The following is an 18,670-nucleotide window of genomic DNA, read 5'->3' on the forward strand; positions in this document are numbered from 1 at the left end:
TACGCCTGCTCGCAACTCTTAGTCATGTTTATCCCCAGGTGTTAGTTCTTGCTCGCGCCGTACTTGACTGGTTCGGGTAGGGGGTCGGGCTTCGCTGTGGTGCAGCCCTTTTCGATGGCTGCCGCCTCAAGCTGCTGCGCACGCTGGTTTGCACTGTCGACCGCTTCCGAATACGCGATGTGATTGCCGATGCCGAAATTCCAAGGCACGAAGTCGCGAGCGTCAAGTCGTACCGATTGCCCTTCGATTTTTGCCCGGAAGCCTTGCACCTTTGCCTGCTCAATCTCAATCTCGCGGCAGGTGAGCGTCTGCCGCTCGAAATCAGTCAGGGGCGACTGGGTGCCGTAGTTCTTCGTAGCACATCCCTGAAGTGTCAGCAGGCCGAGGCCTACCGCAACGATAGCCTTGTGCATAGCTTCCCCCTTGGCGGATCGTTATTGCGGAATAAGCTTGCACCCGCAGTGCTTGCACTTCCGAGCGTCGCGGAGCACGAGCTCACGACAGTCAGGGCATTTGACGTGCGTTTCAGGCGTTGGTGTGCCAGTCGCAATCGCCTTACTGGGCAGGACCAGTACGAAGATGAAGCCGATAAGAGGCGAGAACAGGAGGGAGATCAGGAACCAGCCGAATCCTGATCGGCCCCGGCGCGCAGCGAGAAATGCGCAAGCGATGCTTAGTGCGACCCAAAGAAAGGCGACTTCCATCTACGGCTCCCTTGTCACAGAAGGCTGTCGGTCCAGACGGCACGGCCAGCGATCATGGTTCGGTCGTCAGGAGGCAGAATTTTGTCCGGAAAGGCAATCTTGTCCTGGTTGTCGCTCTTGATCATCCAGACTTGTGCGCCCGCGGCTGGGTTGTACTCGCGCACCAAGCGCTTCAATACCAGGCCATCGTATGGAGTGCAGATCGCGTAGATCTTGTTCTCCTTGGGTTCCGTGTCTTCGATGTTCACGAGGACTTTGCGGCCGTCCTGGATGGTAGGGCGCATGCTTCCGCCGGACACGTGAATCATTCGAGCTGCTCGCTCAGGGACGCCGAGCTCTCTGAGCTGCTCGCGCGAGAACACGTGCCCACCGCTTACCAGTACGTGATCATGGAAACAACCATCGCCACAAGAGGCGACAACATCAAGCTGCGGGACCAAAACCGAATCTTCTTTTGTTGGGGAGGGCCAATCTTGTCCGGCCGGGCCGGGCAGGGGATTGTAAGCGCCCGCAGAAGAAGTTTGTCCGCTGGGCTGCACCAGAGTGGTCATCGGAAAAGACCCTTGCGCAAAATCTAATCCCCAGTGCTCGGGGCCGACAACGTCGGAAAAGTACGCGACGAGGTCGTTGATCCGCTCCTTTGCGATGCGGCCGAATTTCACCCAATCCTGCACAGACGCGGGCTTCACGCCCATGGCATCCGCCAGCGCCTTCTTCGAGACGCCCTTCTTTAGCCTGGCCTGCTCTATCGCAGCGCCGAGTTTTTCACCAGTAAGCATTGCCTAATTTGACTCGCTACGGGCCACATGCGGCAATGCCTTGCAATAATAAGGCAATGCCATATAATTGCTCTCATGAGCACGAAACCCATCACCTCCATTCAGCGGGCCAGCGAAGCAGTCGGCGGTAAGGCTGCTCTCGCTCGCCTGGTCGGCGTGAAGCCTCCCACGGTTCAGCAATGGGCGACGGGTGCCCGGTCTGTGCCTATCGAGCGATGCGTTGCCATCGAGCGTGCCACAAAGGGCGCCGTGACCCGCAAGGATCTTCGGCCAGACGACTGGCAGCTGATCTGGCCGGAGCTCGAAGCGGACAACGAACGGCTGAAAGCGACCGACGACGTTCAGCCACCCACGGGACGATCCACCCGTCGCGAGGCGGTCTAGCTCTCGGGATCTTCCTTGGCGACCTGAACCATGGCCCGCGTCCCGCGCAGCTTCTTTCGGAATTCTGTCAGCCAGGGGTCCCCGAGGATCACGGGGCCGCCGCACAAGCGGCATGTCTTGGCATCGGCGGCGATGTCCGTCTGATTGCCGCAGGTAGCGCAGTGCGAAATCTCGATCTTTTCGGCTTTGGGCATGGTGGTCTCGGTCCATGGCGCGGGTAGTGGGCAGTTTAGCGGCATCGCTCTGATGCCTTCTTTTTTACGGGAGACCTAAGTGTCATTTCCAGTGTCAAGTGTTGCCACTCAGGAAGAGCTGCCCCTGATGTGCCTGATGGAAAAGCCCCGCGCCATCGAAGAAGGCATCGTTGCGTCTATTGCCGACGAATCTGGCCTGATCCGCAAGGCCATCGAGCTGAGCCGCTTCAAGTTCATGGAGAAGACGTACGCGGGCTACCTTGGCCTGTCGCCGTCGCAATTCTCCAAGATCAAGAACGGCAGGGACGGCGCCGGCAAGGTATGGCACCTGCCCATCACCAAGATTGCCCGCTTCGAATGCCTGGTCGGCCATACGTTGCTCACGCAGTGGATCGCTCACCAGCGCGAGCTGATGTTCTGCGAAGACCTGCGCGAGCTCCACGAGGCTGAACAGAAGGCCGCGGCACTGCGCGCGAAGCTGCTGGGGCGGGCCGCATGACCCTGATGGAACAGATCAACGAGTTACTGCACAGGATCACCGTAGCCGAGACCCGCGAGGTCCGCATGGCCCTGTGCTCGCAGATTAAGCAGTTGCTTGCCCAGCTTCAGGGCACGACTGGGGGAAGGTAGTAATGGCTGGACTCGACTGGCTACGGCTTTGGCATGACATGCCCAACGATCCCAAGTGGCGAACCGTTGCTCGGGCATCTGGGCAACCGATTGCGCTGGTGATCGCGACTTACCTTCACATGCTGGTCGATGCGTCACGAGGTGTCACGCAATGTCACGACGCGTCACGTAGTGTCACGCGCGGTGTCACGGATGTCACGAACGAGGATATCGCGAGCGCGCTGGACGTCGAAGAAGGCGCCATTTCTGCCATCCGTGAGGCCATGCAGGGTCGCGTTCTTGACGGTGATCGCCTGACCGGATGGGATAAGAGGCAACCGAAACGCGAGGACTCTGGCAACCCGGAAACCGGCGCCAAATCTAGCGCTCAGCGGAAAAGGGAACAGCGGGAAAGAGAGCGGGCAGATCGTCGGACGGATGAAGGTCACGACATGTCACGCGATGTCACGCAAGGTCACGATAGAGAAGAGGAGAGTAGAGAAGAGTTAACTACAACTACTACTACCCCTAACGGGGTAGTTGTCGACAGCGCCCCCGCTGACGACCTTATCGGCGACGCCGGGGGCAACAAGCAGCCCAAGGCTGCCTGTCCGCATCAGGAAATTATCGCTCTGTACCACGAGCTGCTGCCGATGGGACGAGCGGTTCGTGACTGGACACCTGCTAGGTCTTCCCACCTGCGCACTCGGTGGAACGAAGACCCCAAGCGGCAAAACCTGGATTACTGGCGCCGCTTTTTTGGCTATGTCGCCAACTCCCCATTCTTGACCGGCAAGGTCACGCCTCGCGATGGTCGCAAGCCTTTTCTGGTCAGCCTCGACTGGATCGTCAAGGCTGAGAATTTCGCCAAGATCCGCGAGGGTCAATACCACGAGGAGGCCGCGGCATGAACGCCCCCGATGATTTCCCGCAGTCCCGTGCGCTGTTCAGCATCGAGGCCGAGCAGGCCGTACTGGGTGGCCTGCTGCTCGACAACAGCGCTATCGATCGCATCAGCGGTCTGGAGCCGGCGCACTTCTACCGCGACGACCACCGCGAGGTCTATGGCGCGATCTACCGCCAGGTTCTGTCCAATCGGCCAGCCGACGTCGTGACCGTGTTCGAGGTGCTGCAGTCGCAGGGGAAGGCCGAGCGCGTCGGCGGCCTCGGCTACCTGACGCAGCTGGCCCACAACACGCCCAGCGCCGCGAACGTCGCGCGCTACGCCGAGATCATCCGCGACCGAGCCATGCTGCGCGAGACCGCCGTGGCGGCGCGCAAGGTGCTCGAGCTGGTCGAGACGCCGAGCGCCATGAAGGGGGCGGAAATCCTCGACCGTGCGCAGGCGCTGATCGGCGGTGTCGCACAGATCGGCGTGCGCCGCGAAGCGAAGTTCCTGCGCGACTTGGCCACGCCGTTCGTCGAGGGCGTCGACGAGCGCTATCACGGCTCCGGTGACCGGGCTATCCCGACCGGCATCGGCTCGCTCGACCGTGCGCTCAATGGCGGCCTGCGCGGCGGCAACCTGGTAATCGTGGCCGGGCGCCCCTCAATGGGCAAGACGGCGCTGACGACGGACATCGGCCTGAACATGTCGACCGACTACAGCGTGCTGCTGCAGTCGATGGAAATGTCCGATCAGGAGATCGTCGGCCGGGCCATGGCCAACCGCGGCGGGATTCACCTGTCGGCGCTGCTGTCCGGGCGCCTCACGGATGCCGACTGGCCACGCCTGACGTACGCCGTGCAGCACACCTGTGACCTGAACTTTGCGATCGACGACTCGCCGGCCCTGACGATGCTGGAGGTCCGCATGAAGGCCAAGGCCCACAAGCGCAAGCACGGCCTGGACGTGCTGATCGTCGACTACATCGGCCTGATGACCGGCGGCGAGGAAAAGATGCGCACGCAGCAGATCGGCGCCTACTCGCGCGGGCTGAAGGCGCTGGCCAAGGAACTGAACATTCCGGTCATCGCGCTGGCGCAGCTCAGCCGCAAGAACGAGGAACGGCCAGACAAGCGGCCGATCCTGTCCGACCTGCGCGACTCCGGCGACATCGAGCAGGACGCCGACGTCGTGATGTTCGTGCACCGCCCGGAGATGTACGACCCGAACAACGACGAGCTCAAGGGCTATGCCGAGGTGTTGATCCGCAAGCAGCGCAATGGCGCGCTCGGAGACGTGCCGCTGCTGTACCGCGGCGCCGTGACCAAGTTCGACGAGTGGACGGGCCCGCTGCCGATGCTGTCGGCCGGTCCAGCAGTGCGCAAGCGCGGCATCGCCGCAGATCTGTGAGGACAGCATGACCGACTTCTTCGAAACGGTGACCGCAACGGAAGCGCCTGATTTGCAAGGGAATGCCCCCGCAGCATTGGGTACGCCGGCGTGCAACCTGAACATCCTGGCCATCGACATCGGCACCACCACCGGCTGGGCGCTGGGCATGCGCGACGGCGCGCTGCACAGCGGTAGCGAGTCCTTCGCGCCGCGCCGCAACGACGGCCCTGGCCAGCGCTGGCTGAAGTTCTCTGCGTGGCTGGGCGAGCGTGCGCGCCAGGCCGGCGAAATTCACGCCGTCTACTACGAGCTGGTGCTGCGCCACACCGCGGTGCAGGCCGCACACGTGTACGGCGGCTTCGAGGCGCACCTGCAGGCGTGGGCCGACCGCAACCGGATCCGCCTGGTCGGTGTCCCGGTGCCAGTAATAAAAAAGGCGGCGACGGGGAAGGGCAACGCCGACAAGGACGCCATGATCGCCGCCATGCGCGCGCGCGGCTATCGAGTGGTCGACGACAACCATGCGGATGCACTGGCGTTGCTGGACCACGCCCGCAAGCAGGAGGCCGAGTAATGGGAACCGTCGTCCAACCCATGTCGCTGCAGGAGGCCTTGCGTGCCGCGTTCCTGCGCGGCGAGAAGGTCATCGCGCACCGGTTTGCCGTGCAACACGGTTTCTCCCGCCAAGGTGTGAGCGATGGACTCAAAGTCATGCAGAAGCGCGGGCTGCTGACCTGTCGAGAACTTGTTCCGGAATTGCCGCGCAAGCCGCCGCTGGAATTCACCTGCATCGACATGGCCGGTATGCAGGCCTTCCAACCGAGACAGCAAAACCAAAACCCCATGATCAGCCGGCGCAGAAAGCCGGGACCGTTCAGCGCGCTGCTGGATGTCTGGGGAATCGGCCACGCCGACATCCGGCTGCCGGCGATTCGGCATCTCATGAACGACCCGGAGGTATCGCTATGAACTGGAACGGCTACTGCTGCTACTGCTGCTACTGCGGCGCCTTCGGGCACCGCGCGGACAACTGCCGCTGGAACCGTGGCGTGCGACTGGTGAGGCCGCTATGAGCAACGGTCATGGAACGTGTCTGAAGTGCCGGGGCGATGTCCAGGTGTTTGGCTCGCGCTGGTGTAAGGAATGTTGGTACCCCGGCATCGATGAGACCTACCAGCAGTATCGCGACCTGATCGAGGAAGGGTACAGCCGCTACCAGGCGAAGGTCATGTCTGGCTGGGGCGACCCGGACGAGGCGAGGGAGGCCTGAGCGATGGCCGCGCTATACCGCGAGTTCACTCTCAAGTCGCCGGGCATCTGGCCGACGGTGCTGGCCTTCATCAAGGCCAATGCGGCTGCCTGTGCCGAGAAGGGCCGCCCGCTGCGCATCATCGTGACGGCGGAGGAACGGCGCCGGACGGGCGAGCAGAACGCCTTTTACTTCGGGCCGGTGCTGCGCGACATTGAGGAGCAGGCCTGGATCGACGGCCGCCAGTTCAAGCGCGACACCTGGCACGAGTACTTCGCCGACTTGTTCGCGCCGAAGGTCGAGATCGCGCTGCCGGACGGTCGGCTGTTCACGCGTCGCAAGTCGACGTCGGAGTTCTCGGTCGGCGAGTTCAGCGAGTACGTGGCCAAGGTGCAGGCGCACGCGGCCAACGAGTTCGGCGTAAGTTTTGACGGGGTGCACGGATGAGTGTCGTTCACGTTGTTTCAATGTCCGGCGGCAAGGACAGCACGGCCACTGCCATCATGGCGATCGAGCAGCACGGCCGGGAAAACTGTCGCTTCGTATTCGCGGACACAGGTAATGAGCACACTGCGACCTACGATTACGCCTTGGACTACCTGCCCGGCGCTCTGGGAATCCAGGTGGATGTCGTGCGGGCTGATTTCGCCGACGAGTTTGCGACCAAGCGAGCTAACCTGGCGCGGCTGGCTGCCGGCGAGCCGGAGAGCGCCGTCTACGGCCGGCGCAAGTTCGACTACCCGTGGACTCGGGAAGCAGCTGCGCGCGCGCTTGAACTGCTGCATCCGACCGGCAATCCGTATTTGGACATGTGCATGCTGAAGGGCGGCTTCCCATCCAGAAAGCGCCAATACTGCACCGACTATCTCAAGACCCAACCGCTCACGGCCTACGCACTGGACATCATCGATGAGGGCTATGCCGTCTGGTCTTGGCAGGGCGTAAGGCTCGACGAAAGTCATTCGCGCCGTGTGCGATTGCAGGGCTCGGGCGCGTGCGTGAAGTCTTTCGAGGAAGTCGGTGGCGGGCTATACAACTACCGCCCCATCTTGCGTTGGGCCGTGCGAGACGTCTTCCAGGCACACGAGTTGGCCGGCATCAAGCCGAACCCGTTGTACCTCCAGGGCATGGACCGGGTGGGCTGCATGCCGTGCATCAACTGCAGCAAAGGCGAGCTGCGAGAGATTGCGCGCCGCTTCCCTGCCGAGGTCGAGCGCATTGCCGAATGGGAGCGCCTGGTGTCCGCAGTGTGCCGACCACGTTCGCCGGTCTCGTTCTTCCACCTGGGGACTCAAGGACATACGGGGCAGGACTCCACCATCCACGCGGTGGTGGAATGGAGCCGCACCACCCGCGGCGGCCGGCAGTTCAGCCTGCTTGAGCAACTGGAGGATGCTACGGCGTGCTCGTCTGCCTATGGGCTGTGCGAATGACGTTGCCCGCCTACATGTTCCGCGACCCTGCGGTGGTGTACGAGCAGACCGAGGCCCGCAGCTGCAAGGGCTGCATCCACGAGAAGACCGCGCGCCTGATGGGCACCACGCACACGGTCTGCACCGAGCTGCTGCCGGGCGGCAAACGAAGGAATCACGGCAAGCGTTGCCAAAGCTACAAAGACGGGGGAACCAAAGAATGACACCACACAAGCAACTGATTTCGCACGATCCGGAGCACGGCTTCTACGGCGATTGCTGGCGCACCTGCATCGCCTGCCTGCTCGACCTGCATCCCTCCCAGGTGCCGAACTTCGTTGAGGGCGTCGATCAGCCCGCCGCAGAGAAGGCTGCAAGGGCGTGGCTGAAGGCGCGCGGCTACAACCTCATCAAGCTCTGCATGCTGGCCGACTATCCTGATGCCGCGGCTGAGTGGTTCGACGACATGCCGTACATCCTAGTCGGGCAGAGTCCGAACATCCCCGGCATCGGGCATTGCGTCATCGGTCGCGGGGCATTCGAGATGCTCTGGGATCCAGCTCTGAGTGGGCTCGGCCTGGCCGGCCCTTGGCAGGATGAGAACGGCAACCGGGTGTACTGGATCGAGTTCATCGTGCCGCTGCAATTGCCGGAACTGAAGGAGTCCGCATGAGGGTATCTGAACTGGAAGGGGCGCTGCTTGATCTCTGGGTGGCGATTGCGGAGGGCGAGCGGCAAGCCCCACAGCATCTGGCACCGGATCCTGACACTGGCCGCTACTGGTTGCAGCAGGGCAACTATGGCAGCGTGAAGGAATGCCCGCGCTACTCGAGCGACTGGGCAGCGGGCGGGCCGATCATCGAGCGCGATGAAATCTTCCTGAATCCGCCCGGTGCGGTCCACTACAACGGTGGCCCGAACAACGGCTGGAAGGTCTACGGACACTGGCGCGCCACGGTCTCGGCATCCACCCGCACGCTGCCGCCGCGGAACGCAACCCAGGAAGCGCTAAATGTGCGGCCGGTCGGGCGCGGTGCTGGCGCGACGGTGCTGGTTGCTGCCATGCGCGCGAAGGTGGCGAGCCACTACGGCGAAGAAGTCCCGGAGGTGACCCAATGACGAAGCCCATGTTCGCAGACGTCTCGCACGCCCTGCACGTGTCCTACCTGGTGCTGTCACTGCCGCCGCGGCAGAAGGCGCCGTTCCGCAACATGCTGATCCAGCTGCTGGAAGCGATCGACGAGCCGACCGCTGCGCAGGAGAAGTGGCTGGCCGAGCTGCGCGGGCCGGCGGGGGAGTACGATCCCGACCGGCTGACCATGGACGAATACCGGGCGCAGTACGCCATGATCACCGACGCGGCGAAGACCCGGCTGCCCAGCCCGGAGTACGCCGCGGTGCTGGCGCGCTACGCCCACGGGCAGGAAAAGCTGGCCGGCTGCAAGCGACTGGCCATGTTCGCCCGACGGTCGTGCGGCATTACTGCGCTCGGCCTGCTGCTCGACCTGACGATCCGCCACTACCTGCCGCGCAAGCAGCGCGACCTCCGCGCGCTGGCCGAGAAAGCCAAGGTGGGCACCGACCGGGTGTTTCGCGCCGCGCGCTGGATGGACACGAACTTCCGCGCGCTGGAGAACCTAGCGCTGGAGCGGCTGGAGCCGTCGTTCGTCGCCCACGGGCTTGTCCCAGATCGTACAGCGTGCGAGTCGGCGGAATCCGTTGCTGCGTAAGGGATAGCGGGGATATTCCGCTTGCTTTTTTCAAACAAGCGATGTAGATTTCTCCCAGACTCAGCCAAGCCCCGCCCGAAGCATTCGCGGCGGGGCTTTTCTCAGGTTCATGACAGCCACGGAACAATACGCGCTCGGGTTAGGCATCTATTGCCTGATCGGGACTACATGGGGACAAGCCAGCGCCGTGGCGAGCGCCCGACATGAAGGGATACCCCTGCCAATTGGCAATGGGTTGCAGGCACTCATCTTGTTTGCCGCCCTCGGCAGCATCGTCTACGGTTGGTTAGCTCTACGATTCGTAGACGGACCCCATTTTGTCTGGGTGCCTGCGGTCGTTGCATTGTTCATCGGCATCCGGATCGGGAATTTCATTCTACGGGCCGCTGATGACGGTTTTGGCCGCACCCTGTCTGCACTCACCGTCTTCGCGGTCCCTGGCCTTTTTCACCTCGTGCTCTAAGTCGTCAGCCTTTCCAGTTTCCGAAGCCCGCCCGGTTCGCGCCGCGCGGGCTTTTTCGTTGGAGCCGCGCCATGTCCCCTCTCGTGATGCTTTACCTGTGGTGGGGCGTCTGGGTGCAGGCCTGCTGGCCCAACTGCGACGGGTGACCAGGGGCAAGCCCGTACAGCGCGCATCCCTCGCGCGACAGTCGAGGGTTCGCTTGCTGAGCGAGTATTAAAGAAGTCGGCCGGGACCAGACCCACAAGGGCAAAGCTGGGGCGATGCGCGCCTCCCCGGGATGATCACACACGGACGCCACAACGTCGCCGGATGCGTAACCGGCAGATCAAGATGAAGAGCCCGCGCGTGGCGGGCTCTTGGGCGCTCGGGCATTTCTTGTGGTTACTTTGTCGCAGGCTCGAGATTGTGCCAACTGATTCCAGCAGCTTCTGTTACGAGGACGCGAAACTTAACTTTCGTCACCCCTGCCGCGGCCACTGCACGCTCACGCACCTGTTGGCGAGTGAGGTCGACATTGATGTAGTACTCCGCATCGGGCAGCTTATACGTCTTGCCACCGTCGCTAGTTATGGTTTTGCTAAAGCCTTGCTTTTCCATCGCCGGATGCAAGACGTCGGTGTAATCGTCCCAGTCAGCGTCTTGCAAAACGAGACGCACAATGAACATCGCCATTTTTTCTACCTTTTCCAGTTTTAGTTGTTTGGGAAGTTGCCCACACTCACATATGGGGCAAGCCCCGTGTGCAGCAAGATTCACGTAAACCCTTACTCCCCCGGCCGGCGGTGGGTAAAAACACCGGCAGCAACCCGACGCGGTGACAAGCCAGTCTCCTACCTGCGGTGCGGCAGCGCAGGCTCTTTAATGGCGGTGGGCGGGTTGCATTCCCTAGATCAGGCAGACCCACGGAACGTCTAAGCCTTCTTCTTCCGGAGGACGACCTTGCCTGGCGAGGCTTCGATTTCCTCGTAGTCGCGCAACACTGCGAGAATCAGAGTCACTCCAACGAAGATGACAAAGATGATGGTCGCCAACTCCATCCCGGTTAGGCCCACCGCTACGATGCCGGATACTCCATAGGTGAATGGCGTCGCGACGGCCAACGCGCCGATGGCGGCAAGGGCGGCTTTCGAAAGGCTCTGGACCTTGTAGGCCTTACGCACTGTGTCCGCGAGGCTGCCCATCACAATGATTTCGTGTTCGCCTGATTTGGCGGCGCGCTTGAACTCTTCCTTGGTGCGAACAATGGCCATGTCTGATTGCCGATATAGGGGGGAATCAGGCGAGTCTAAAGTGCTGAATTACCGATTCGGTACCCGGCATAGGTGGGGTGAAAATCGCTGACAACCTACCGAGTTGGGGGCGCGGCGATGTGCATAGCCGCTGGCCATTCTGCGAAACAACCCTATGCAATCTCCCTGAGGTCGATCTATGGCACGTTGCGGAGCTAAGACCCGCAGCGGCGCGCCTTGCCAGTCCCCGGCAATGCCGAATGGACGCTGCCGGCTGCACGGTGGTCTCAGTACGGGGCCCGGCAAGGGTAACCAGAACGCCCGGAAGCACGGCATCTACAGTCAGGTGCTGACGGCCGAGGAAGAGGAACTCTGGGATCAGGTTGAACTGGGGAAGGTCGACGACGAGCTGCGCCTGTGCAGGCTGCGCCTGATGCGCGCCATTCGGGCGGAGTCCGAAGCCAAGAACCTGCCGGAACTGGAAGAGCGCGCCGAGAAGCCCGGTAAGCCAGCCAAAGGCAAGCGGAAGGCGCCAGTCGAGCTTGAGCGCAAGTTCAAGCGCCGCGACTATGCGGGCCTGATTGACCGCCTGATGGGCCGGATCGAGAGTCTGGAGCGCACGCGGCTTGACCTGCTCAAGGGCGGCGCCGGTTCCGGCTCGTCCAGCACCTCCAAGGAAGAACTGCTGCGCGAGATCGCGGAAAGGCTGCCGGACTGATGGCCATCAACCTCCTCCTGCAGCGCGAGCTCGACCGCTGGTACAAGCTGATCGACCATCCGGTGCAGACAGCGCTATTGCAGGCGGTGGAGAACGGCGTCCGGTTTCCTGTGGTGCCCGCTGGCCGCCGCTCTGGCAAGACCGAGCGCGCGAAGCGGTTTGTGGCCAAGCAGGCCATGAAGAACCCCCACGAGCGCTACTTTATTGCCGCGCCGACCCGGGATCAGGTCAAGAAAATCTACTGGACGGACATGAAGCGGCTGTGCCTGGCCAGCCTCTGCACCCGCCCGCCGTCCGAGACCGAGCTGATCATCTTCCTCGATAACGGAACCGAGATTCATCTGATCGGGCTGGATCGCCCGGAGCGGATCGAGGGTGTTCTGTGGACCGGTGGCGTTATCGATGAGATCGCTGACATCCACCCGGAAGCCTGGGAGGCGAACATCCGGCCGGCCCTGGATACCTTCAACCCAGAGCGGCCAGACTATCGGGCGTGGTGCTGGCTGATCGGGGTGCCCGATGGTCTGAACCACTACTACGACATGGCGCAGTACGCTGAGAGCGCCAACGACCCGGACTGGCAAGTCTTCCACTGGAAGAGCGCAGAGATCCTGCCGGCAAAGACCATCGCCGCAGCCAAGCGCCAAATGTCGGCCAAGCAGTTCAAGCAGGAATACGAGGCCAGCTTCGAGACGGCTACCGGCCGGATCTACGAGGACTACAGCCGGGACAATTACACGACGGCGACGATTCAGCCGAACGAGCAGCTGCTGTGGTATCACGACTTCAACTTCACGCCGCTGTCATCCGGCATTGGCGTGCGGCGCGGGCAAAGCGGCCGCGACCTCTACCTGCTGGAAGAGATCGTGCTGACCAGCGCGGTGTCGCGACAGTCGGCGCTGGAGTTCGTGGACCGCTTCAAGGGTCACCAGAACCGGAACGTGATCATCTACGGCGATCCGGCGGGGCGCGCTGGCGAGAAGCACGGCCATGCCTCGGACTACACCGAGATGGAGAATATCCTCCGGGAGAACGGCTGGACCTACACCCGTCGCGTGAAGCCCGCCGCGCCGGCCATCAAGGACCGGCAAAACGCTGTGCGTGCCAAGGTAAAGAACGCAGCCGGCGAGGTGTCGCTCTACGTGAACACGACAAAGGCGCCGTACACGCACAAGGGCCTGGCCACCGTGCAGTTCAAGAAGGGCTCCACCTTCCTCGAGGAGGAGACCGACTACCAGCACATCACCACGGCTATCGGCTACATGGTTGACTTCGAATTCCCGGCGGTGAAGACGAACGCCACCGTCGCGCCGCTGCGCGCATAACCCGACCACCACCATGGCAAAAGAAGTTCGAAAGGAGTCCGCAGCCGTCGCGGCGATGAAGACGTCGCTGCCGCTGATCCGGGCGCTGCTGGGCGGCACGGGTGCCATGCGGGCTGCCGGCAAGGACTACCTGCCGCAGTGGCCGAACGAGGAGAAGAAGAGCTACGACGCGCGACTGGGTGTCGCCACGCTGTTCCCGGCGTACAGCCGGACGGTGGAAGTGCTCGCTGGCAAGCCGTTCTCCAAGCCGCTGACCCTGAGCGACGATGTGCCGACCCGGATTCAGGAATGGTGCGAGGACATCGACCTGCAGGGCCGGAACCTGCACTCGTTCGCCGCCAACCTGTGCGAGGAGGCGCTCGGCCCGGGCCTGTGCGGCATCCTGGTCGACTTCCCGACCACCGAAGGTCAAGGCCTGCGCACCCAGGCAGCCGAGCAGGCCGCCGGCGTTCGCCCTTACTGGATCGAGGTCAAGCTGGACAACCTGCTCGGCTGGCGGTCGAAGCGGATCAACGGCGTCGACATGCTCACGCAGCTGCGGCTGCTGGAGGTCGTCACCGAGGATGATGGCGAGTTCGGCGAGAAGCACGTCGAGCAGGTTCGCGTGCTGACGCCTGGTGCCTGGGCGACGTACCGCAAGGTCGAGGGAAGCACCGACAAGGACGACTGGTCGCTGTTCGACCAGGGCGCCACCACACTGAAGGTGATCCCGTTCGTGCCGGTCTACGGCAAGCGCAAGGCCTTCATGATCGGCGTGCCGCCGCTGCTGGACCTGGCGCACATGAACGTCGAGCATTGGCAGTCCAAGAGCGACCAGCAGACCATCCTGCACGTCGCCCGGGTGCCGATCCTGTTCGCCAAGCTGCTGGGCAGCGAGACCGAGATTACCGTGGGCGCCAATTCGGCGGTAAAGGCCGAGGACCGCGACGCCGACATGAAGTTTGTGGAGCACGGTGGCCAGGCCATCGAGGCAGGCCGCAAGTCGCTGCTGGATCTGGAGGACCAGATGCGCCAGGCCGGTGCCGAGCTGCTGGTCATCAAGCCGGGCAATATCACCGAGTCGCAGACGCTGGCCGACAACGAGCAGGGCGCGTGCGCGCTGCAGCGGATTGCCGGTGACCTCGAAGACGCGATCGACGCCGCGCTGCAGTTCACCGCCGAGTGGGTGGGCGAGGCCGACGGCGGCCACGTCACCGTGTTCAAGGACTTCGGCGCGGCGACGCTGGCCGAGGCCTCCGCCGACCTGCTGCAGAAGATGAACGTTGCCGGCACGCTGTCCGACGAGACGCTGTTCGAAGAGATGCAGCGCCGCGGCATGATCCGGCCCGACCTCAAGTGGGAAGACGAGCAGATCCGGCTCGGCACGCCTACCCCGGGCCGGGCGCCCGTGACCGCGTAAGCCATGAAGAACCTGTCCGACATCCTCGCCGCGCTGGCCGTCGAGCGTCAGCTGGACCTGAACCGGGTGCTAGGGCACGAGGCGAACCTGGTGCTGGCGGTCATGGAGTCCCTGTTGGACGACGTCGAGGCCAAGATCGGCGCGCGGCCGCTGACCGAGTACCAGAAGGCGCGGCTGAATCAGTTGCTGTCCGACGTCCGAGACCTGGTAGCCGACCGGTACGAGACGCTGCAGGGCGACCTGTTCGACGACTTGAAGGATCTGGCGCGGCAGGAAGCCAAATGGGTGCTGTCGAGCACCAACGGCGCCGTGGGCGTGGATCTAATGCGCGCGCTGGCGCCGACCTCGACGCTGAAGGCGCTGGTCGACACCGGCCTGTTCCAGGGAGCGCCGCTGGGCGACTGGCTGGACCGGCAGGCGGCCGACACCGCGTTCCGGTTCGCCAACGAGATCCGGCTGGGCGTGGCGGCGGGCGAGACCAACGCCAAGATCGTCCAGCGCATCGGTGGCTCGACGCGCACGGGTCTGGTCGGCGTGTTTGAGACCAGCCGGCGCAACGCTGACGCCTTGGTGCGCACCGCGGTGCAGACCGTCAGCACCCGGGCGCGCAACCTGACTTGGCAGGCCAACGAGGACATCGTCAAGGGAAAGCAGCAGGTCAGCACCCTGGACGGCCGGACGACGGACACCTGCATCGCCTACGCCGGCGCGTCGTGGAATCTGGAGAACAAGCCGATCAACGGCACGAAGCTGCCCTACAACGGCGGCGTGCCGCGGCACTGGGGCTGCCGGAGCACAGAGATCCCGGTCCTGAAGACGTTCCGGGACCTGGGGCTGGACGCCGACGAGTTCACGCCGACCACGCGCGCCAGCATGGACGGGCAGGTCGCGGCTGACCTGACGTTCTCCGACTTCCTGGCCGGCAAGAGCACAGCCTTCCAGAACGAGGTGCTGGGTAAGGGCAGGGCGGCGCTGTGGCGCGAGGGCAAGATCACGCTGCAGCAGCTGCTGGACCAGCGCGGCAACCCACTCACGCTGGAGCAGCTGCGCGCCAAGTACGACAAGTAGCACGACGAAATATTCCAGATTTATTCCAGCGCCCGCCGGCTTCGGTCTGCGGGCGCTTTCTCTTTGCCCAGCGCGGTGGATGCCGCAGGGCGCATCGCGGCGGATGCCGCAACAGCATGCGGGCGGATGCCCCAAGGAAAGTCACCATGCCATTCAAGTACGACGAAGCCGGCAACATCGTTCTTCAGGAAGTCAGCGGCAAGAAGCTGCCCGTGTTCATCGGCGCCGACGGCAAAGAAGCGCCGTTCGATGGCGACAGCACGGTAGCGACCATCTCCCGTCTCAACGGCGAGGCCAAGAGCCACCGAGAGCGGGCAGAAGCTGCCGAAACTACCCTGAAAACCTTCGAAGGCATCACCGACCCGGCAGCGGCCATCAAGGCGCTGACGACGGTGAAAAACCTGGACGACAAGAAGCTGGTGGATGCCGGCGAAGTCGAAAAGGTGAAGGCCGAGGCGATCAAGTCGGTGGAGGAGAAGTACGCCCCTGTCGTGAAGAAGGCCGAAGACCTTGAGGCGCAGCTGAATTCCCACCTGGTCGGTGGGGCGTTCTCGCGCTCCAAGTTCATCGCAGAGAAGTTTGCCGCCGAAGGCCCGGCTGGCGTGGAGATCGCGCAAGCGCTCTTCCATAACCGGTTCAAGGTCGAAGATGGCAAGGTCGTGGCCTACGACGCGGCGGGCGGCAAGATCTACTCGCGCACGCGGCACGGCGAGCTGGCCGATGCTGAGGAAGCGATCGAGATCATGGTCGACTCGTACCCCCACAAGGCGCACATCCTGAAGGGATCAGGCGCTTCCGGTGGCGGTGCGCAAGGCGGCGGTGGTGGCACCGGTGGCAAGAAGACGATCACTCGTGCGCAGTTCACGCAGCTCAGCCCGGCGGATCAGGCCGCTGCTGCCCGTGACGCAAACACGGTGATCACCGACTAGGCAACTCCCAAGCAATCCTCGGGCCGCAGATCGCGGCCTTTTCCTTTTTGAGGGTCAAATCATGAAGAGCACTTTCTCCAAGCTGCGCCTGATGGCGCTGGCGGTGGTGTCGTTCGTCGTCGCCCTGTACCCGGTGGCGACCGTGGCCAAGGTCGCGTCCCGCCTGTTCGAGCTGATGGAAGACGCGGTAACGCGGCCGCCGCAGCGTGGCATGATCGCCGGCGCAAACGTCCTGACGCCGCTGATCCCGACGCTGTACGAGGCGCTGAACGTGGTCTCGCGCGAAATGGTGGGTTTCATCCCCGCCGTGAGCCGAGACAGCAATGCCGAACGTGCAGCGGTGGGCCAGACCGTGCGCGTGCCGCTGACAGAGGCCGGTGCGCTCGAGGACATCACCCCGGGTGCGACGCCTGCGAACAGCGGTGACACCACGCCTGGCTATGCGGACATCGTGATCACGAAGTCCAAGGCCGCGCCGATCCGCTGGAACGGCGAAGAGCAGAAGGCTGTGGGCTCGACGGGAACCTACAACAAGATCCTCGCGGACCAGTTCGCCGACGGCATGCGCAAGATCGTCAATGCGATGGAAGTGGACTTGGCCATCGCCGCGAAGCAGGGTGCGTCGCGTGCCTACGGTACCGCCGGTACCACGCCGCTCGGCACCGCTGGCGACCTGTCCGACCTGGCCGGCGTTGCGCGGATCCTGGACGACAACGGCGCGCCTGTCGTCGGTCGACAGATCGTCTTCAATTCGGCGTCGATCGCGAACCTGCGCGGCAAGCAGTCTGTGCTGTTCAAGGTGAACGAGGCGGGTTCGAGCGACATGCTGCGCAACGGCATGACGGATCTGCTGCAGAACATGGCCGTGCGCTACTCGGCCGGCATTGCGCAGCACGTCAAGGGTACCGGCGCGAGCTACGTGACCTCCGGCGCGACCGCCGTTGGCGTGCGCGACATCGCGCTGGTGACCGGTACCGGCACTGTGCTGGCCGGCGATGTGGTCACCTTCGCGGCCGACGCGAACAACAAGTACGTCGTCGGCACCGGCGTTGCTGCACCGGGCACCATCAGCCTGAACCGTCCTGGTGCGCAGATCGTCATCCCCACCGGCAATGCGCTGACCGTGGGCAACAGCTACACCGGCAACTTCGCCTTCAGCCGCAACGCTCTCGTGCTGGCCTGCCGCGCGCCGGCTGTACCCGAGGGGGGTGACTCGGCCGACGACGCCATGATGATCACGGACCCCGTGACCGGCCTCAGCTTCGAGGTTCGTGTGTACCGCCAGTACCGCCAGGTCAAGTTCGAGATCTGCATGGCCTGGGGCACGCAAGCGATCAAGTCGGAGCACATCGCCATGCTGCTGGGCTGATGGAAAGCCGGGGCCTCCGGGCCCTGGCCCCTGAACTGGAGAATCAACATGTCCGAACTGATTCCGGTCGAACTGGCCGGCGAGTACCTCGAAGTGCATCCGACCACCTTTGCCGCCCACGAGGCGCTGGGTTGGCGCAAGTGCGAAAAGCGCGAGGACAAAGATCCCGAGGGCGCCAAGAAGGCGGCCAAGGGCCCGACCGTCGACGAGCTCAAGGCTGCGCTGGCCGAGAAGGGCGTCGAGATCCCCGAGGGCGCCAAGAAGGCGGACCTGCAGGCGCTGCTGGATGCCGCCAACGAGCCGAAGCAGCCCGAGCAACCGACCGAGTAAGCCGCGATGACCATCGACACCAATCCTGGCAGCCCGACGGCCGACAGCTACGTGTCGGTGGCCGAGGCCGACGCCTACTGGTCGAAGCGGCCGGGCAGTGCCTGGGGCGCCGCCGCCGACGCCGCCCGCGAAGGCGCGCTGGTTCGCGCGACGGGCTACGTCGACGCGACCTATGAATGGCGCGGAACGCGCGCCACGGCGGCGCAGGCGCTGGACTGGCCGCGCTATGACGTCGTGGTGGACGGCTACCCACTGGATGGCACCACGATCCCGGCCCGGGTGAAGGACGCCGTCTGCGAGCTGGCGCTGAAGGCGCTGGGCGGCGAACTTGCCGCTGACGTCTCGCCGCAACAGGTGGTCGAGCAGACGGTCGGGCCGATCACTCGGAAGTTTGCGCAGAATGAGCGCAACGGCGGGCAGAAGCGGTACCCCTATGTGGATTCCCTGCTGCGCGGCCTGGTGTCGGGCGGCAGTGGGCAGATCAGGCTGGCGAGGGCATGA

At 63.7% G+C, this 18,670-nt stretch carries 28 protein-coding genes; 23 read left to right on the top strand and 5 right to left on the bottom strand.

Translation table 11 applies throughout. From position 1 onward, the window contains the following. Positions 1-41 precede the first annotated feature (41 nt). Together ACAD63_RS07750 and ACAD63_RS07755 are read right to left on the bottom strand one after the other, a co-directional pair. Positions 42-413 (bottom strand): hypothetical protein, encoded by a 372-nt coding sequence (locus tag ACAD63_RS07750; protein ID WP_434033686.1) that lies wholly within the window; start codon positions 411-413, stop codon positions 42-44. A gap of 305 nt (positions 414-718) precedes the next feature. Further along, positions 719-1,483 carry a LexA family transcriptional regulator gene (locus ACAD63_RS07755; protein ID WP_434033687.1) on the bottom strand — a complete coding sequence of 255 codons (765 nt, stop codon included), beginning with the start codon at positions 1,481-1,483 and terminating at the stop codon, positions 719-721. Between the two features lie 75 nt (positions 1,484-1,558). Here ACAD63_RS07755 and ACAD63_RS07760 point away from each other — a divergent pair, with 75 nt between their 5' ends. Next, complete coding sequence (locus ACAD63_RS07760) at positions 1,559-1,867, top strand: transcriptional regulator (protein WP_434033688.1); 309 nt, start codon at positions 1,559-1,561, stop codon at positions 1,865-1,867. Here ACAD63_RS07760 and ACAD63_RS07765 read toward each other — a convergent pair. Beyond that, on the bottom strand, positions 1,864-2,061 hold the full coding sequence (locus ACAD63_RS07765) for a hypothetical protein (protein ID WP_434033689.1): 198 nt from the start codon (positions 2,059-2,061) through the stop codon (positions 1,864-1,866). The genes ACAD63_RS07760 and ACAD63_RS07765 overlap by 4 nt on opposite strands. 136 nt (positions 2,062-2,197) lie before the next feature. Between ACAD63_RS07765 and ACAD63_RS07770 the strand changes: the two genes are divergently transcribed. The 14 genes from ACAD63_RS07770 to ACAD63_RS07835 all read left to right on the top strand — a co-directional run bounded on the left by ACAD63_RS07770 (position 2,198) and on the right by ACAD63_RS07835 (position 9,802). Then, positions 2,198-2,560, top strand: a complete 363-nt coding sequence (locus tag ACAD63_RS07770; protein WP_434033690.1) for a hypothetical protein — start codon at positions 2,198-2,200, stop codon at positions 2,558-2,560. After that, on the top strand, positions 2,557-2,691 hold the full coding sequence (locus ACAD63_RS07775) for a hypothetical protein (protein ID WP_434033691.1): 135 nt from the start codon (positions 2,557-2,559) through the stop codon (positions 2,689-2,691). The genes ACAD63_RS07770 and ACAD63_RS07775 overlap by 4 nt, the downstream gene beginning before the upstream one ends. A 2-nt stretch (positions 2,692-2,693) precedes the next feature. Further along, on the top strand, positions 2,694-3,581 hold the full coding sequence (locus ACAD63_RS07780) for a hypothetical protein (protein ID WP_434033692.1): 888 nt from the start codon (positions 2,694-2,696) through the stop codon (positions 3,579-3,581). Beyond that, positions 3,578-4,966 (top strand): replicative DNA helicase, encoded by a 1,389-nt coding sequence (dnaB, locus tag ACAD63_RS07785; RefSeq protein WP_434033693.1) that lies wholly within the window; start codon positions 3,578-3,580, stop codon positions 4,964-4,966. Before ACAD63_RS07780 ends, dnaB begins: the two co-directional genes overlap by 4 nt. Positions 4,967-4,973: 7 nt before the next feature. After that, positions 4,974-5,522, top strand: a complete 549-nt coding sequence (locus tag ACAD63_RS07790; RefSeq protein WP_434033694.1) for a hypothetical protein — start codon at positions 4,974-4,976, stop codon at positions 5,520-5,522. Beyond that, positions 5,522-5,917 (top strand): hypothetical protein, encoded by a 396-nt coding sequence (locus tag ACAD63_RS07795; RefSeq protein ID WP_434033695.1) that lies wholly within the window; start codon positions 5,522-5,524, stop codon positions 5,915-5,917. Before ACAD63_RS07790 ends, ACAD63_RS07795 begins: the two co-directional genes overlap by 1 nt. A 100-nt stretch (positions 5,918-6,017) precedes the next feature. Beyond that, the gene (locus tag ACAD63_RS07800; protein WP_434033696.1) at positions 6,018-6,218 is read left to right on the top strand and encodes a hypothetical protein; all 201 of its coding nucleotides are present in this window, start codon (positions 6,018-6,020) and stop codon (positions 6,216-6,218) included. A gap of 3 nt (positions 6,219-6,221) precedes the next feature. Continuing rightward, positions 6,222-6,644, top strand: coding sequence for a recombination protein NinB (locus ACAD63_RS07805; RefSeq protein ID WP_434033697.1), 423 nt, complete (start codon positions 6,222-6,224; stop codon positions 6,642-6,644). Next, entirely contained in the window at positions 6,641-7,630 is a 990-nt protein-coding gene (locus tag ACAD63_RS07810; RefSeq protein WP_434033698.1) for a phosphoadenosine phosphosulfate reductase family protein, read from the top strand. Before ACAD63_RS07805 ends, ACAD63_RS07810 begins: the two co-directional genes overlap by 4 nt. Next, positions 7,627-7,833 carry a hypothetical protein gene (locus ACAD63_RS07815; RefSeq protein ID WP_434033699.1) on the top strand — a complete coding sequence of 69 codons (207 nt, stop codon included), beginning with the start codon at positions 7,627-7,629 and terminating at the stop codon, positions 7,831-7,833. The genes ACAD63_RS07810 and ACAD63_RS07815 overlap by 4 nt, the downstream gene beginning before the upstream one ends. Further along, positions 7,830-8,282 (top strand): hypothetical protein, encoded by a 453-nt coding sequence (locus tag ACAD63_RS07820; RefSeq protein WP_434033700.1) that lies wholly within the window; start codon positions 7,830-7,832, stop codon positions 8,280-8,282. Before ACAD63_RS07815 ends, ACAD63_RS07820 begins: the two co-directional genes overlap by 4 nt. Then, entirely contained in the window at positions 8,279-8,728 is a 450-nt protein-coding gene (locus tag ACAD63_RS07825; RefSeq protein WP_434033701.1) for a phage protein NinX family protein, read from the top strand. The genes ACAD63_RS07820 and ACAD63_RS07825 overlap by 4 nt, the downstream gene beginning before the upstream one ends. Then, the gene (locus ACAD63_RS07830; RefSeq protein WP_434033702.1) at positions 8,725-9,339 is read left to right on the top strand and encodes a hypothetical protein; all 615 of its coding nucleotides are present in this window, start codon (positions 8,725-8,727) and stop codon (positions 9,337-9,339) included. The genes ACAD63_RS07825 and ACAD63_RS07830 overlap by 4 nt, the downstream gene beginning before the upstream one ends. A gap of 109 nt (positions 9,340-9,448) precedes the next feature. After that, positions 9,449-9,802, top strand: a complete 354-nt coding sequence (locus ACAD63_RS07835) for a hypothetical protein (protein ID WP_434033703.1) — start codon at positions 9,449-9,451, stop codon at positions 9,800-9,802. Between the two features lie 381 nt (positions 9,803-10,183). Here the strand turns inward: ACAD63_RS07835 and ACAD63_RS07840 are convergent, their stop codons facing one another. Both ACAD63_RS07840 and ACAD63_RS07845 read right to left on the bottom strand, forming a co-directional pair. After that, a complete protein-coding gene (locus tag ACAD63_RS07840) occupies positions 10,184-10,474 on the bottom strand; it encodes a hypothetical protein (protein WP_434033704.1) in 291 nt (96 codons plus the stop codon). 239 nt (positions 10,475-10,713) lie between these two features. Beyond that, entirely contained in the window at positions 10,714-11,052 is a 339-nt protein-coding gene (locus ACAD63_RS07845) for a hypothetical protein (RefSeq protein WP_434033705.1), read from the bottom strand. 232 nt (positions 11,053-11,284) lie between these two features. Between ACAD63_RS07845 and ACAD63_RS07850 the strand changes: the two genes are divergently transcribed. The 8 genes from ACAD63_RS07850 (at position 11,285) to ACAD63_RS07885 (ending at position 18,670) form a co-directional block, all read left to right on the top strand. After that, positions 11,285-11,749 (top strand): hypothetical protein, encoded by a 465-nt coding sequence (locus ACAD63_RS07850; protein WP_434033706.1) that lies wholly within the window; start codon positions 11,285-11,287, stop codon positions 11,747-11,749. Beyond that, a complete protein-coding gene (locus tag ACAD63_RS07855; RefSeq protein WP_434033707.1) occupies positions 11,749-13,074 on the top strand; it encodes a terminase large subunit domain-containing protein in 1,326 nt (441 codons plus the stop codon). The genes ACAD63_RS07850 and ACAD63_RS07855 overlap by 1 nt, the downstream gene beginning before the upstream one ends. A 13-nt stretch (positions 13,075-13,087) precedes the next feature. Then, the gene (locus ACAD63_RS07860; RefSeq protein WP_434033708.1) at positions 13,088-14,473 is read left to right on the top strand and encodes a DUF4055 domain-containing protein; all 1,386 of its coding nucleotides are present in this window, start codon (positions 13,088-13,090) and stop codon (positions 14,471-14,473) included. A 3-nt stretch (positions 14,474-14,476) separates the two neighbouring features. After that, positions 14,477-15,541, top strand: coding sequence for a hypothetical protein (locus ACAD63_RS07865; RefSeq protein ID WP_434033709.1), 1,065 nt, complete (start codon positions 14,477-14,479; stop codon positions 15,539-15,541). A 146-nt stretch (positions 15,542-15,687) separates the two neighbouring features. Continuing rightward, the gene (locus ACAD63_RS07870) at positions 15,688-16,470 is read left to right on the top strand and encodes a DUF6651 domain-containing protein (RefSeq protein ID WP_434033710.1); all 783 of its coding nucleotides are present in this window, start codon (positions 15,688-15,690) and stop codon (positions 16,468-16,470) included. Between the two features lie 61 nt (positions 16,471-16,531). Further along, entirely contained in the window at positions 16,532-17,839 is a 1,308-nt protein-coding gene (locus ACAD63_RS07875) for a P22 coat - protein 5 family protein (protein ID WP_434033711.1), read from the top strand. A gap of 48 nt (positions 17,840-17,887) precedes the next feature. Then, the gene (locus tag ACAD63_RS07880) at positions 17,888-18,169 is read left to right on the top strand and encodes a HeH/LEM domain-containing protein (RefSeq protein WP_434033712.1); all 282 of its coding nucleotides are present in this window, start codon (positions 17,888-17,890) and stop codon (positions 18,167-18,169) included. Between the two features lie 6 nt (positions 18,170-18,175). Next, positions 18,176-18,670, top strand: coding sequence for a DnaT-like ssDNA-binding protein (locus ACAD63_RS07885; RefSeq protein WP_434033713.1), 495 nt, complete (start codon positions 18,176-18,178; stop codon positions 18,668-18,670).

This window comes from Cupriavidus sp. a3 (assembly GCF_051015765.1).
In the GTDB taxonomy this organism is placed as follows: domain Bacteria; phylum Pseudomonadota; class Gammaproteobacteria; order Burkholderiales; family Burkholderiaceae; genus Cupriavidus; species Cupriavidus oxalaticus_A.